Source organism: Chryseobacterium sp. KLBC 52 (genome assembly GCF_003347605.1).
In the GTDB taxonomy this organism is placed as follows: Bacteria; Bacteroidota; Bacteroidia; order Flavobacteriales; family Weeksellaceae; genus Chryseobacterium.
The window spans coordinates 1-13510 of record NZ_QDFZ01000012.1; the positions used below are offsets into that span (position 1 = coordinate 1).

At 35.9% G+C, this 13510-nt stretch carries 15 protein-coding genes; 10 read left to right on the top strand and 5 right to left on the bottom strand.

The window, feature by feature from the left end; all coding sequences use genetic code 11:
• Positions 1-251: 251 nt before the first annotated feature.
• Together DDF69_RS13520 and DDF69_RS13525 are read right to left on the bottom strand one after the other, a co-directional pair.
• Positions 252-491 carry an Ada metal-binding domain-containing protein gene (locus DDF69_RS13520; protein WP_114821253.1) on the bottom strand — a complete coding sequence of 80 codons (240 nt, stop codon included), beginning with the start codon at positions 489-491 and terminating at the stop codon, positions 252-254.
• Between the two features lie 18 nt (positions 492-509).
• Positions 510-1223 carry a 2OG-Fe(II) oxygenase gene (locus DDF69_RS13525; protein WP_114821254.1) on the bottom strand — a complete coding sequence of 238 codons (714 nt, stop codon included), beginning with the start codon at positions 1221-1223 and terminating at the stop codon, positions 510-512.
• Positions 1224-1415: 192 nt separating this feature from the next.
• Here DDF69_RS13525 and DDF69_RS13530 point away from each other — a divergent pair, with 192 nt between their 5' ends.
• The gene (locus DDF69_RS13530; RefSeq protein ID WP_114821255.1) at positions 1416-1862 is read left to right on the top strand and encodes a GNAT family N-acetyltransferase; all 447 of its coding nucleotides are present in this window, start codon (positions 1416-1418) and stop codon (positions 1860-1862) included.
• Positions 1863-2198: 336 nt separating this feature from the next.
• Here the strand turns inward: DDF69_RS13530 and DDF69_RS13535 are convergent, their stop codons facing one another.
• On the bottom strand, positions 2199-2780 hold the full coding sequence (locus DDF69_RS13535; RefSeq protein WP_034695632.1) for a hypothetical protein: 582 nt from the start codon (positions 2778-2780) through the stop codon (positions 2199-2201).
• Between the two features lie 335 nt (positions 2781-3115).
• Here DDF69_RS13535 and DDF69_RS13540 point away from each other — a divergent pair, with 335 nt between their 5' ends.
• The 5 genes from DDF69_RS13540 (at position 3116) to DDF69_RS13565 (ending at position 8036) form a co-directional block, all read left to right on the top strand.
• Entirely contained in the window at positions 3116-3481 is a 366-nt protein-coding gene (locus DDF69_RS13540; protein WP_114821256.1) for a BlaI/MecI/CopY family transcriptional regulator, read from the top strand.
• 5 nt (positions 3482-3486) lie between these two features.
• On the top strand, positions 3487-5394 hold the full coding sequence (locus tag DDF69_RS13545; RefSeq protein WP_114821257.1) for a M56 family metallopeptidase: 1908 nt from the start codon (positions 3487-3489) through the stop codon (positions 5392-5394).
• 56 nt (positions 5395-5450) lie between these two features.
• Positions 5451-6353, top strand: a complete 903-nt coding sequence (locus DDF69_RS13550) for a GLPGLI family protein (protein ID WP_114821258.1) — start codon at positions 5451-5453, stop codon at positions 6351-6353.
• A gap of 236 nt (positions 6354-6589) precedes the next feature.
• The gene (locus DDF69_RS13560) at positions 6590-7156 is read left to right on the top strand and encodes a sugar O-acetyltransferase (RefSeq protein WP_114821260.1); all 567 of its coding nucleotides are present in this window, start codon (positions 6590-6592) and stop codon (positions 7154-7156) included.
• Between the two features lie 19 nt (positions 7157-7175).
• Positions 7176-8036, top strand: a complete 861-nt coding sequence (locus DDF69_RS13565) for a GLPGLI family protein (protein ID WP_114821261.1) — start codon at positions 7176-7178, stop codon at positions 8034-8036.
• Between the two features lie 72 nt (positions 8037-8108).
• Here the strand turns inward: DDF69_RS13565 and fsa are convergent, their stop codons facing one another.
• Positions 8109-8762 (bottom strand): fructose-6-phosphate aldolase, encoded by a 654-nt coding sequence (gene fsa, locus DDF69_RS13570; protein WP_047094862.1) that lies wholly within the window; start codon positions 8760-8762, stop codon positions 8109-8111.
• Between the two features lie 267 nt (positions 8763-9029).
• Here fsa and DDF69_RS13575 point away from each other — a divergent pair, with 267 nt between their 5' ends.
• The gene (locus DDF69_RS13575) at positions 9030-9518 is read left to right on the top strand and encodes a YdeI/OmpD-associated family protein (protein WP_114821262.1); all 489 of its coding nucleotides are present in this window, start codon (positions 9030-9032) and stop codon (positions 9516-9518) included.
• 224 nt (positions 9519-9742) lie between these two features.
• Here the strand turns inward: DDF69_RS13575 and DDF69_RS13580 are convergent, their stop codons facing one another.
• Positions 9743-10279, bottom strand: coding sequence for a tetratricopeptide repeat protein (locus DDF69_RS13580; RefSeq protein ID WP_228411995.1), 537 nt, complete (start codon positions 10277-10279; stop codon positions 9743-9745).
• Positions 10280-10474: 195 nt separating this feature from the next.
• On the opposite strand from DDF69_RS13580, the gene pepE reads away from it, so the two are divergent.
• The 3 genes from pepE to dacB all read left to right on the top strand — a co-directional run bounded on the left by pepE (position 10475) and on the right by dacB (position 13510).
• Positions 10475-11167, top strand: coding sequence for a dipeptidase PepE (gene pepE / locus DDF69_RS13585; RefSeq protein WP_114821264.1), 693 nt, complete (start codon positions 10475-10477; stop codon positions 11165-11167).
• Positions 11167-12027 carry a hypothetical protein gene (locus tag DDF69_RS13590; RefSeq protein WP_114821265.1) on the top strand — a complete coding sequence of 287 codons (861 nt, stop codon included), beginning with the start codon at positions 11167-11169 and terminating at the stop codon, positions 12025-12027. The genes pepE and DDF69_RS13590 overlap by 1 nt, the downstream gene beginning before the upstream one ends.
• Positions 12028-12136: 109 nt before the next feature.
• Positions 12137-13510: a D-alanyl-D-alanine carboxypeptidase/D-alanyl-D-alanine-endopeptidase gene (gene dacB, locus DDF69_RS13595; RefSeq protein ID WP_114821266.1), complete on the top strand. Its 1374-nt coding sequence runs from the start codon at positions 12137-12139 to the stop codon at positions 13508-13510.

Sequence of the window (13510 nt, forward strand, 5' to 3'; positions counted from 1 at the left end):
GTAGGTAGCTCGTCGGGCTCATAACCCGAAGGTCATCGGTTCGAGTCCGGTTCCCGCTACTAAACGAAAGAGAAGCAATATGTATTGCTTCTCTTTTTTATTTATTATCCAGTCATTGCGAACAAAGTGAAGCAATCTTAGCTCGGAATACTGCGAAGAGACAAATTTTTATAACTGAATTTACATTTTGAGTAAGACCCAAAGATTTTATCTTCGGTAAAATAAATAGGGAAAAGGTTATATGGTAATTATTATTGGTTTTTCCACAGCTTATATGCCTCTTTCATACAATTCCCGCAGGGACGATAGCCATTTTTTAAAGCTTCTTTTTCGTCTGCAAAGAAGATCCTGTTTTCTTTCTTCATTCTTTTTCCTGAGTGGCAGCTGAGCAATCCATAGATTTTCAGTTTTTTATTCCCTCCAAAAGAAATGTCTCGGTGGTGGATTTTACTTCTAAGACTTTCGGCTGTGATCTGAGAATGCTGAATCATAGTTCATTTATTTAATAATTAGGTGGTTGCATCGTGGAAAATAATACCTAGCGCATAGCGGTTTCCTTCTCTCACTTCACTTACTCCATGTTTCATATTGACTCTGTAGTATCCTTTGGTTCCTTTTTCCGGTTTAAACTGAGTCGTAAAAATAAGGACATCTCCTTTTTTAGGTTTTAAAACAATGGCTTTTGACTGCGCTCTCGGAATCTGTTGGGTAAGGACAAACTCACCGCCTGTAAAATCTTTGTCGGGTTCGCTGAGCATAACAACAATTTGAATGGGAAAATAGATATCTCCATATAAATCCTGATGCAGCGTATTAAACCCACCTTTTCCATATTTCAAAATTAAAACCGTAGCTTTTTGCTGGCTGTTAAGATGGCACAGGTTCAGGAACTCCTGGTGCTCTAAAGGAAAATGAATGTCAATATCTAAAGCTTTAAACCACGTATTGGCAATAGAAGCCAGATAGGGATACATTGTTGTTCGTATAGTTTGAATGATTTCTGGTAATGGATAGGTAAAGTATTTATACTCACCCAATCCAAAACGGTGTCTGGCCATGACAACTGTTTTGCGGTAAAGAGAAGAATGATCGTAATCTGCTTTTAATAGTTCACCTTCTTCCCCAGACAACAGATCAGGAATGATGGCATACCCGTTTTGATGCATTTTTTCTGTAACGTTCTGCCAGTCTGTATTTTTGATTGTACGGACAATATCTTTCATTGGTTTGATTTTATTCTGCAAAAATCTATAGTTCCTCAGAACAATACAATCCGAAACATGTGGTATTCATTGCGTAGTTTAATAAAAGATCAGAGTAAGTCTGTCTGGACTATTGTTTTAATATGATTCTGGATGATATCACTGGTCCTGTTTAAAGCTATTTTTGCTCTGTTAATAAAAATAGATATAACGATGAATTACATGATTAAAAAGGCAAGTCTTGAGGATCTTGATGAAACGGCTGAATTGTTCAATCTTTACCGTATTTTTTACAGGCAGGAATCAGATGTAGAAAAAGGGAAGGCTTTTCTCAAAGAACGGTTTTTAAACAGTGAATCCGATATTTTTCTGGCAGTAGTGGACGGAAAAGCCGTAGGATTCGTGCAGCTTTACAAATTATTTCATTATACCAGATTACAAAAACAATGGCTGTTAAGTGATCTTTTTGTTCATCCTGATTATAGAGGAAAAGGACTTTCTGTGGCATTAATTGACCGTAGTAAACAATGGTGTGAAGAAACAGGAGCATGCGGGCTGATGCTTGAAACCGAAAAGACGAATGATATAGGAAACCAATTATATCCACGCTGTGGGTTTGAATATGACGGATTGCATAATTATTACCATTGGTGGAAATAGAATAAAGCCGCTAGAAGATGATCTTTTTTTGTGGTATTTTACTTCTATAATGATAAGTAGTATTAGTTCTACAGTTCTTAACACTTAATTCTACAGGTATTTTCAACCTGCAGAAGGGTATAATCCTATTTTTGTAAAGCTCTTACAGATCATGGGTAGGACAGTTGATCTGTAGAGCGTATGCAAAAAAATCTCTGCCTAATTTTCTACTTTTTCCCCACGGTTTTATGATTAGTACCACAAAACTGCTTTTTCCGGCGGAGATTTTTTGCTTTTGAATAAAAAAGAGAACGACGATGGTCATTCTCTTTTTTTATTCTTAAATATATTTAAATATTATTGAGCCAGTTGAGCGTAAGGAGTAAGCTTGTTGTCATCAGACATTGTCTGTCCTAAAAAGTCTCTTTTCTGATCCGCTTTCATTCTGCCGGCTGCATCATTTGCATTGAAATAAGCTTCGCTTAGTTTTGTAGCAATATCAGCAGGTTTGAATTCAAATTTTGTATCTCCCTCAACTCCTAAATATCCGTTCTTTCTTGTAAGGTTGGTAATATAATTGTTGTAATTGATCATTGTACCTCTCAACATATTGTTGTGATATTCCATACATTTCTTAGCTTTTTTGGAAGAATTGTTCAGGATACAGTTTTTCATATTGTTTCTGTATAAAAACCATTCAGATTCTAAAATACCATATTCTCTACCCAGAGCAATCTTCCCGTTATTCACAATATTATTATCTCCTTCTTTGGTAGAGATCGTCTGAAGATGCTGAATAACCAAAGGAACGGTAGCTTCAATTTTTGATTTTGTATCTTTTAATATGCTAAGATCGGCAGCAGGAGAACCCTTCTTTTGTGCTGTAGTAACGTTAAAAATAAGCAGTAATAGTACAATCAGTAAATTATATCTTTTCATGAGAAATTTTTAAAGCACTAAAATAAATATAATTTCCCGGTTAAAACAAATTCATTTTAATTTTATTTAATAAAAATTAACAAGTTTTAAGAATTTACCTCTGAAAAGCTTCTTTTTCTATCGATTAAGCAGGCTGTATTTTCACTCTCTTAAAAATTTAATATATTTTAACTATTTTTATTTCATTGATTATCAGATAATTAATATTACGTAGGTGTTTATCACTAAAAAAATAGTTGTTTGATTCGATTTTATTTCTACATTTGTATAACTAATTTCTTAGTGATAGTAATATCGAAAGGTTTATATCACTATAACTGATAAATGAACAGGATATGAAAATTCAGACTTTAACAAAAGCAGAAGAACAGGTAATGCAGTATTTATGGAAAATAGAAAAAGGATTTCTAAAGGATGTTCTTGATCTTTTTCCGGATCCCAAGCCCCATACCAATACAGTCTCTACCATTCTAAAAGTATTGAAGGACAAAGAATTTGTAGACTATCGTGTCCATGGAAGACAACATGAGTATTTTCCACTTGTTTCAAAAGAACAATACTCAGGGAAGACCATAAAAAGTCTTGTGAAGAACTATTTCAAAGGTTCTTACAAAAGTGCCGTTTCATTTTTGGTAGAAAAAAATGAAATGACAGTAGAAGATCTTGAGATGTTATTAGATGAACTCAAAAAGAAAGACTAAGACCTATGGAAGCCATACTTTTATACTTTGGGAAAACTATTTTATGTTCAGGTGTAACATTTTTGTATTATCAGTTGTCATTAAAAGACAAGACATTCCATCATTATAACAGATTTTATCTGCTGGGTGCGATTGTGATATCACTTTTGTTACCACTCATCAGAATAGATGATTTTACGATAGAGGTAAATAATGATATGTATATGCTTCTTGACAAGATTCAGAATTTTAACACAGAAAAAAACATAGACAATGGTAACCTTTATTTTAACATTATTTTTTCAGCTCTGGGACTGGTTTCTCTCTATTTTTTAGGGAAGCTGTTGTATGGGATTTTCAAAATCCAGCAGTTTAAAAACCAATTTCAGAAAGAAAGTTTTGACGGGATCAATTTTTACCGTACAGACCTTACCGAAGCTCCATTTTCTTATTTTAAAAACCTGTTCTGGAAGAATACAATTACCCTGCATTCTGATATCGGAAAACAGATTTTAAAGCATGAAATGGTACATATTGAGCAGAAACATTCCTTTGATAAGATCTTTATCGAGATGGTAACTTCTGTTTTCTGGTTCAATCCTTTCTTTCATCTCATTAAAAGAGAAATTAATTTAATCCATGAATATCTGGCTGATAAAAAAGCCGTAAAACAATCGGACACCAAAGCATTTGCGCAGATGCTTTTAGCAAGCCACTTTTCCGGAACACAGTTGCCTGTTACCAGTCCGTTTCTAAGTTCAAACCTTAAAAAAAGACTTAAGATGTTACAAAAACCAAAAACCAAGTTCGGATATGCGCGAAGAATTTTTGCCTTACCGGTAGTATTCTCTGTTGCTTTTGCTTATCTGGTAAATGCCAAAAACAGAGAAATTGAAGAAACAAACCTTTCTATTAAAAAAGCAGTTTCAGAAATAAAAAAAGATACCATCAGGCCTGAAAAATCGGCTCAGGGAAAAATTGCGGAACTGAAAACCGTATCGCCTGAAGACCAGACAAAAATTGCAGGGCTTGAAAAGAAAATAAAAGAAAAAGAGAAAGAGCTGAAAGGATTGGATCCCGAAAGTGATCTCTTCAGCGATAAAATAGAAGAAATAAGCAATCTGGCTTCAGAGATAGGAGAAATTGCTTCAAAAGTTGAAGTTGATAAATATTTCAATTCTGCTGAATGGAAAAATCAAATGAAGGAACTTGAAAATATGGATCCTCTTGATAAGAAAGAACTTCGCAAAATAAAAAGAGCAGCTAAAAAAGCGGGAAGAGAGGCTGCAAGAGCAGTAAAACACATCATTCCGCCCACACCGCCTAGTGCACCGGATGCACCTCTGGCGCCAATTGCTCCAGAAGCTCCACTAGCCCCAAAGGCTCCCAAAGTAGTTTACTTTAAAAATAATAACACCGTTTATTATAAGGATCTGAGTGCTAAAGAAAAAGAAGAAGTACGAAAAGCAATGGCAGAAGCCAGAGATGCGATGAAAGAAGCGGTAAAAGCCAGAGTGGAAGGTGAAACATCAAGAGCTGAAGGAGACAGAATCAGAGTGAAGGCTGAAAGAATCAGAATTGATGGGGAAAAAATCCGAAAACAAGTTGAAAAAGCCCGTGCAGAAGCAGAGAAAAGATCTGTCAGTTTTAGAAACGGAGCATTTATTAAATTTGACGGTAAACCTGATGTTATTGTAATGAATGCTGATTTTATCAAAAAGGATGGCAACGGAAATATTGCCATGAATGGGGTGAAAAATTTCAGAATAAGCGGTAATGATGATGTACAATACAAGTATTATATTGACGGAAGAGAAGTTTCTAAGGATGATGTAAACTCATTGGATACAGGCAATATATCGAAAGTTAATGTCAATACTCAGAAAAAAGGAGATGTTAAGCAGGGGGAAATAAGAATCGAAACAAAGAAATAAAGTTCCATCAGGCTTTGTCAGTTTCAGATTGGCAAAGTCTTTTTTAAACATACATTATGAAAAGTAAAATTCTATTTTTTTTATTTCTGGGTGTGCTTGCCAGTGCACAGGTTAACAGGTTTTTTTATGAATATAAGTTTATTCCGGATTCCAATAATAAGGAAGATGTAAAGACCGAAATGATGTTGCTCGATATCGATAAAGGCGGATCAAGCTATTACAGCCGAGATAAATTTGTATCAGATTCTATTGGAAAGGCAGAACTTGAAAAACAGTTAAAAGCCGGAGGCGGAAATATCAGTGTTAACAGACGGGAAAAGCCCGGGCAGGTTTCTTATAAAGTGACCAAACAATATCCTGATTTCAAAACCTATCTTTTCAGAAGCGTTTCCACTGATAAATATAAAATAAAAGAAGACCAGAAACCGGAATGGAAAATATTACCTGAGAAACAGAAAATAGAAGAGTATCAGACTCAGAAAGCCACTGCCAGCTTTGGAGGCAGGGAATGGATAGCCTGGTTTACGACAGATCTTCCTTTTCAGGATGGACCCTATGTTTTTTACGGACTTCCCGGCCTTATCGTAAAAATTGAGGACACTACCGGATCTCATATCATGACAATGAAAGGTAATAAAACGATTAATACTCCGGCCGGTGAATCGGAAATGCAGATGCCTGATCATGTAAAAGTATTGGGAATAGGCGGAAAAGAGCTGGAAGTAACGAAAGATCAATTTAAAAAAGTATGGAAGTCGTATGTAAATGATCCTGCTAAAAATATGAGAGAAATGATGATGAAAAATGGCGATGGCAATACCAAATTTAGTTTCAAGGTGAGAACAGGAGATGGCAAAGAAATCTCAGATCCCAATCAGGTACTTAGGGAAATAGAAAAAAATACTAAAGAAGCCCTAAAAAAAGATAACAATCCCATTGAACCGGATCTGGTAAATTAAAATTATATTTTCTAATATTTACAGGATGGCAAACGTGTCATCCTGTTTTTGTTTGACAAAAGTAGTCAAACAAAATGTGACAAATATCAATTCATGATGTTATATTATATTTTTTATCTTTCAATAAGCAATAAGCAATAAGCAATAAGCAATAAGCAATAAGCAATAAGCAATAAGCAATAAGCAATAAGCAATAAGCAATAAGCAATAAGCAATAATAATCAACGTTATATCTTATGACAGAAAAGGAAAAATGTGCAGCCGGGCTTTTATACAATGCCAATTATGATAAAGAACTGATTCAGGAACGTATTGCCTGCAAAGATCTTTGCCAGGAATATAACGGTCTGAAAAACTCAGATACAGAAAACAGAGACAGACTGCTCAGAAAGATTATTGGCAGTAGTAAAGAAAATATCTGTATAGAACCCAATTTCTGGTGCGATTACGGATATAATATAAAAGCAGGAGAGAATTTCTATGCCAATCATAACCTTGTTATTCTGGATTGCGCTACAGTAGAATTTGGTGATAATGTCTTTATTGGTCCCAACTGCAGCTTTTATACAGCGGGTCATCCGCTTGATGTACAGCAAAGGAATGAGGGACTGGAATATGCACATCCGATCAGAGTAGGTGATAATGTATGGCTGGGGGGAAATGTGGTGGTACTTCCGGGTGTTTCTATCGGAAATAATTCGGTGATTGGAGCGGGAAGTATTGTTACAAAGGATATTCCGGATAATGCAGTAGCCGTGGGCAATCCATGTAAGGTTGTTAAACTTATAACAGAAAAAAACTAAAAACTATAGTAAACTAACCATGAAAAAAATGATCACTCTATTCAGCCTTATACTGGCTGTAATGACTAGTGCACAGAATCAAAGATTTATCTACGAGTACAAATTTATCACTGACTCTACCGCGAGAGATAAAGAGCTAAGTGAAACCATGTACCTGGAAGTAGCCTCCAAAGGATCCAAATTTTACAGCAAAGATTACTTCCAGTCCGACTCCACGATGAGGGCTATTACTGAAAAAGATACTGAAAGCTTACATATTAACCTCGGAAATTTTAAGTTTAAAGGCAAAATACGCTACAACATTGAAAAAATGTATCCTGAATATTCCACCAACTTCTTTACTACTCTGGGTTCTGATGAATACCAGGTAGAGGAAAAGAGAAAGCAGAACTGGACAATTCTTCCCGAAAAAGAAAAAATAGGAGAATTTAGTGCACAGAAAGCTGTTTGTGATTTTGCCGGCAGAAAATGGACGGCATGGTTCACTACAGATCTTCCCATTCAGGACGGACCGTACAAGTTTTATGGACTTCCGGGATTGATTGTAAAAGTGGAAGATAATACCCATTCTCATTCATTCGAATTAAAAGGCAGCCAGAAACTTCCGGCTGGATATGAATGGAAGAGTACCAAAGATAAACAGCGTTATCATACCCTTATCACACTCAACGAAGCTAAATTTAAAAAAGCGTTTAATGATTACCGCCAGGATCCTATGAAGAGTCAAAAACAAATGCTGGCACAGGGCACCATCATTGAGATGAGAGACAGTACAGGAAAGATACTGGACCCGGTACAGGCAAGCAGAGATCAGGAAGCTGTGGCGAAAGCCAATATTAAAAAACAGAATAATATTCTTGAACTGGATCTGCTGAAATAAACTTACAATATAGAAAAATAAAATCCCGGAACAGCGTTCCGGGATTTTTTATATCTGAATAAGATCAGTGATTTATGCTAATTTCTGAGAATCTGCAATAAACTGAGCCAGTCCGCTGTCTGTTAATGGGTGCTTCAATAAGCTCAAGATCGGAGGAAGTGGAGATGTGATAACATCTGCTCCGATTTTAGCACAGTCGATGATGTGCATAGAGTGACGGATAGAAGCTGCTAAGATTTCAGTTTCGAACATATAGTTATCGAAAATCAATCTGATTTCCTGAATAAGGTTCAAGCCGTCTGTAGAAATATCATCTAATCTTCCTAAGAAAGGAGAAACATAAGTTGCTCCCGCTTTAGCCGCCAAAAGAGCCTGTCCTGGAGAGAAGATCAATGTACAGTTTGTTTTGATACCTTTATCAGAAAAATATTTTAAAGCTTTGATTCCGTCTTTGATCATCGGAATTTTAACAACGATATTCGGGTGAATAGCAGCCAATTCGTCTCCTTCCTTAATCATTTCTTCATACGTTGTAGAAAGAACTTCTGCAGAAATATCTCCGTCTACAAGTTCGCAGATCGTTTTATAATGGTTTTTGATCGCTTCAGCTCCCTGAATTCCTTCTTTTGCCATTAATGAAGGATTGGTAGTTACCCCATCTAAGATCCCAAGATCTCTTGCTTCCTTGATTTGCTCTAAATTAGCTGTGTCAATAAAAAATTTCATTTTGATAAATAGATTTATTGATACAAAGATAGGGAATTAATTGGGTTCTGAGGTATGAATTTTGAGTTACAGAGTTAAGAGTAAGAGAGTTTGAGTTACAGAGTTAAGAGTAAGAGAGTTTGAGTGTAGGAGAGTTTGAGAGTGAGAGAGTTTGAGTAATTGAAAAAAATAATTGTATGTTGATCTTAAATCAAATAGTTATTTTTGCTTCTGGCTTCTGGCTTCTAGCTTCCAGCTTCCAGCCTGACTAGTTTAAATTTATCATCCATGAAAAACAACAGTTTTACCGCTACATTGGAAATTATAGGAATTAATCCTTTTGTTTTTATTCCTGAAGAAATTCTGGAAGAGATTTTTAATGAATCAGGGAGAAATAAAAGTCCCATCGCTGTAAAAGGGACGGTAAATGGAAAAGAATTTAAGCAGAACCTGATGAAATATCTGGGAGAATGGAGGCTGTATGTGAATCTGACAATGCTGAAAAACTCTCCGAAAAGAATCGGAGAAACTATTGAGGTTGTTCTGGAGTTTGATGATTCTGACAGAAGTATTTCTATCCACCCGCAATTGGAAAAAGCAATTAAAGAAAGTACTCTGGCAACAGCAAATTTTGAAAACCTGATTCCTTCAAGAAGACATGAGCTGATCCGGTATATCAATAATTTAAAAACAGAAGCCAGTATTCAGAGAAATATTGAGAAAATTATCAGACATCTGCATGGGGAAACAGATTTTTTCGGAAAGATGATTGAGTAGGATCATAGCAAGACAAAATTTCAAATAATACAATGTCGCTGATGAAGCTTTATGATATCCATGCGCTTAGAAAGAATCAATTTCATTGATTCCATCCTTTGCTTCCTCAAAAATTTAACAACATTTACTCGATCTTTGCGTTAAATTTAGATCATGATTTTTGATATTAAAACATATATAACTAAACAAAAAGACCGGAAAATTTTTCCGGTCTTTTTTATTTACTAAGAATTTAATGTTTTGCTAAGCTTTACAGCATCCTCATTGGTTGGGTCATACTGTATCGATTTTGCAATGTGTTCTTTTGCTTTATTAGGATCAGTTTGCTGTTCTGTAAAGGCAAGATAGAAATAAGCGTATGCAAGATTTTTCTTATTTTGCTCTACTTCTTCAGGTTTTACTGTTGCAATATACTTTTCGTAAGCAATTTTTGCATTGGCATCATCTTTTGCAGACTGATAGGCGTAGGCCTGGCTGTAATAAGATGGGGCCCAGTCTGGTAATAAAACAGACACTTTCTTCCAGGTATCAATGGCATTGGGCCAGTCTGAAGCTTCCTGGTAGGCATTAGCCAGTTTTGCTAATGACTCTGCATCTTTTGGATTGGCTGCGATCTGTTTTTTAAGACCTTCAATAGTTGGGTTTGCTGATTGGCTTGTGGAAGCCGACGTTTCCGGCTGCGTTGTTTGTGCGTTTACAAAACTTACACTTCCCGCTAGTATTAAACCTAAAAATAGACTTCTACTATTAATTTTACTCATTTTCATAATCTTATATTTTAAATTCAAAATCTAAAATTCAATAATAATTCCACAAAATCTTAAATTTTAGAGGCTTTAAGTTTTTTTAGAAAATATTAACGGGAAATAGTATTTTTTTAGTTTAATTTTTGATTCGTTCATCTTTGAACCTATCTTTGTGATTCATTTTTTTATTAATATTTATAATTTCGCCATATGAACATTATATTAGCCTCGACATCCACACTTTTTGGTGGAGAATATCTGGAATACTTAAGAGAAGAATTAATCCAATTATACAAGGGAATTGACGAAATTGTATTTATCCCTTTCGCAAGACCAGGCGGGATTTCCCACGATGATTATACTGCCAAAGCACGTTCTTTCTTTGAAACCATCCATATAAAAGTAAAAGGACTTCATGAATTTGAAGATAAAAAAGAAGCCATTCATCAGGCAAAAGGGTTCTTTACCGGAGGCGGAAACACTTTTTTATTGGTTAAAACATTACACGAGGAAGGACTGATGTCTGTCCTGAAAGAAAATGTATCAGGAGGAAAAGCTTATCTTGGATGCAGTGCAGGCAGCAATATCGGAGGTCAGAATATGAAAACGACAAATGATATGCCCATTGTATATCCGCCAAGTTTCGACTGTATGGGATTGGTTCCTTTCAATATCAATCCGCACTATCTTGATCCTAATCCGGATTTGAAACATAATGGAGAAACCAGAGAAACCCGTATTCAGGAATTCCTTACCCAAAATGATATCAAAGTGGTAGGACTTAGAGAAGGGAACTGGATCAGAAGAACAAATGATTCTATTACTGTGGAAGGAAGTGAGCTGACAAGGATTTTTGAAAAAGGGAAAGAGCCTTACGAAATAGAAGCAGGAAGCAGACTTTAATGAACAAAGAAGAAATTGACCTTTTTATAGAACGTAATCTGACTAATTTTTCAGTAAACAGTACAGGGTGGAATGACCTGATCCGCAACTTGCTGCATGAATTTGCTGTTGCAGGCTGGAATAGGGATCATCGTGTCTTTGGAAAAGAAAAGTTTGGTGAATTGAGGTGCTATACCTATTCTGAAGATGAAACGCTCAATGACAAACTTAAAAAAATCAAAAGTAAATATTCGGAACTGTCTGTCAGGACGTGTGAGATCTGTGGAGAAGAAAGTAAGATGAGAACAATCGGTTCATGGCAGACCACATTGTGCCTGAATCACTTTCTGGAACAGCAGCCCGTTATTGAAATTGATGACAACCAGAATGTCAAAAGAGGCAATGAGACTGTTCTGAATATTCAGAATATTGTTAAAGCTGAGGTAGAATATGATCTTCAGAGATTGTGTCTTTACACGGGACAGATTGATTGGGAAGGAAAGAAATATTTTTCATGGCAGGAGCCTAACTACTATCTGCTTTTAAAAACAATTCCTTTATCATTATTTCCAAAAGACAGACAGCAGGAAATTTCTACCTTGTTTCAAAGCTTGAATGGTTGTGAAATATGCGGTTATAAAGCTGTGCACCAAAGAAATTGTCTGCGCTGTCATCATGAACCCTGGAATGATTCCGGATATTTTGTTCAGGATTATGGTGATAAATCAAATTATATCAAAGAATGCCAGATGGATATTTTCATAGATGAAGACGATTATGAGAAATATTTTAAACATGATCGTTCATTTGAAAAATCTCCTGACCATCAGATTCTTTTCACTTCCGATGATCTCACTGAGTATAAAAAGCTTTTATTTTAACTATATTTGATTAGAATTAAATAGTGCAAAAGGTTCAGTTACCGACCAGCATCAATAGTCTTGCGAACTGTATCTGATACCTGCTTGCTTAGATCCAAACAACAATGCAATGAAAAAAACACTTGCTGTTCTTGTGCTTTCTGTACAGATAGTTGCTGCACAGAATATAGCCCAAAAATTAGATAAAGTAACAAAGGATCTTATGGATTCTTCAGGAGCAGTATCCTCCGGTTTATCTTTTTATGTTTCCGATGAAAATGGCAATTTTATATATGAATATCAAGGAAATAAGGGGCTTTCTACTGCTTCTACACAAAAGATTTTCACGGCAGGAGCAGCACTTGAAACATTAGGAAAAAACTATACTTTCACCACCACTTCAAGCTATTCCGGAAATATCTCCGGAGGAACGCTGAACGGTAATCTTTTCATCAGCTCCAATGGTGATCCTACATTAGGAAGCTGGAGGTATGATGGCTATAAACCCGAAAATTTTAAAAAGAAACTGATTGACGCTATTAAAAATTCAGGAATCTCAAAAATATCCGGTGATCTGGTGATTGACGATTCTTATTTTGACCATCAGACGATTCCGGGAGGCTGGCCATGGGACGATCTTGGCAATTACTACGGAGCTGGAGTTTGGGGAGTCAACTGGAAAGAAAACCAGTTTGATATCAATATCAACGGAACCGATTTTAAAAGCTTTTCTTATCCGCTGGAAGGTGTGAAGTGGCTCAATGATCTTAAAACAGGCGGAAGCTCCGATCAAAGTCTGATTTTTACCGCTCCTCATTCTGATGTTGCTTTGATTAATGGAATGCTTCCGGCGGGAAAAACAGTAACCGTTTCCGGTTCTACTCCTAATCCGCCCCTCCAATTAGCCACAGAAGTAAAACAATGGCTGAAAGAATCCGGAATTGAATTGTCAGGAAAAGCAGTCACGAATTCTCAACTTGAAATAGAAGGAAAACAGGCTTTAGCAGCTCCGAAAAATAATATAATCCTCACTTATCAGTCTCCAACGCTGGATAAAATTGTCTATTGGTTTTTAAGAAAAAGTATCAATCTTTACGGAGAAACGCTGATTAAAACTTTAGGAAAAGAGAAAAAAGGAAATTCAGGTTTCAAAAGCGGCGTTTCTTATCTGAAAGAATTCTGGAAATCAAAGGGAATTAATTCTAATATGATCAATTTTGCTGACGGAAGCGGGCTTTCTCCACAGAATTATGTGTCCGCAAAAGCTGAAGTTCAGGCTCTTTTATATGCTAAAAAACAATCGTGGTTTGAAGCGTACTATGATGGATTTCCGGTTCAGGATAATGGAATGAAGATGAAAAGCGGAACGATGAGAGACACCAAATCTTTCGCAGGATACCACACCGCAAAAGATGGGAAAAAATATGTATTTTCGATTATCATCAACAATTATCAGGGAAGTGGAAATACAGAGCTGCAGAAAATCCTGAATGTTTTAAAATAA

Excerpts from the sequence above, each read along its gene's own strand:
- DDF69_RS13590 (WP_114821265.1), top strand. The coding sequence starts at position 11,167 with ATGAACAAAGAAGAAATTGACCTTTTTATAGAACGTAATCTGACTAAT.
- pepE (WP_114821264.1), top strand. The coding sequence starts at position 10,475 with ATGAACATTATATTAGCCTCGACATCCACACTTTTTGGTGGAGAATAT.
- dacB (WP_114821266.1), top strand. The coding sequence starts at position 12,137 with ATGAAAAAAACACTTGCTGTTCTTGTGCTTTCTGTACAGATAGTTGCT.
- fsa (WP_047094862.1), bottom strand. The coding sequence starts at position 8,762 with ATGAAATTTTTTATTGACACAGCTAATTTAGAGCAAATCAAGGAAGCA.
- DDF69_RS13550 (WP_114821258.1), top strand. The coding sequence starts at position 5,451 with ATGAAAAGTAAAATTCTATTTTTTTTATTTCTGGGTGTGCTTGCCAGT.
- DDF69_RS13560 (WP_114821260.1), top strand. The coding sequence starts at position 6,590 with ATGACAGAAAAGGAAAAATGTGCAGCCGGGCTTTTATACAATGCCAAT.
- DDF69_RS13520 (WP_114821253.1), bottom strand. The coding sequence starts at position 491 with ATGATTCAGCATTCTCAGATCACAGCCGAAAGTCTTAGAAGTAAAATC.
- DDF69_RS13580 (WP_228411995.1), bottom strand. The coding sequence starts at position 10,279 with ATGAGTAAAATTAATAGTAGAAGTCTATTTTTAGGTTTAATACTAGCG.
- DDF69_RS13525 (WP_114821254.1), bottom strand. The coding sequence starts at position 1,223 with ATGAAAGATATTGTCCGTACAATCAAAAATACAGACTGGCAGAACGTT.
- DDF69_RS13565 (WP_114821261.1), top strand. The coding sequence starts at position 7,176 with ATGAAAAAAATGATCACTCTATTCAGCCTTATACTGGCTGTAATGACT.
- DDF69_RS13545 (WP_114821257.1), top strand. The coding sequence starts at position 3,487 with ATGGAAGCCATACTTTTATACTTTGGGAAAACTATTTTATGTTCAGGT.
- DDF69_RS13535 (WP_034695632.1), bottom strand. The coding sequence starts at position 2,780 with ATGAAAAGATATAATTTACTGATTGTACTATTACTGCTTATTTTTAAC.
- DDF69_RS13575 (WP_114821262.1), top strand. The coding sequence starts at position 9,030 with ATGAAAAACAACAGTTTTACCGCTACATTGGAAATTATAGGAATTAAT.
- DDF69_RS13540 (WP_114821256.1), top strand. The coding sequence starts at position 3,116 with ATGAAAATTCAGACTTTAACAAAAGCAGAAGAACAGGTAATGCAGTAT.
- DDF69_RS13530 (WP_114821255.1), top strand. The coding sequence starts at position 1,416 with ATGAATTACATGATTAAAAAGGCAAGTCTTGAGGATCTTGATGAAACG.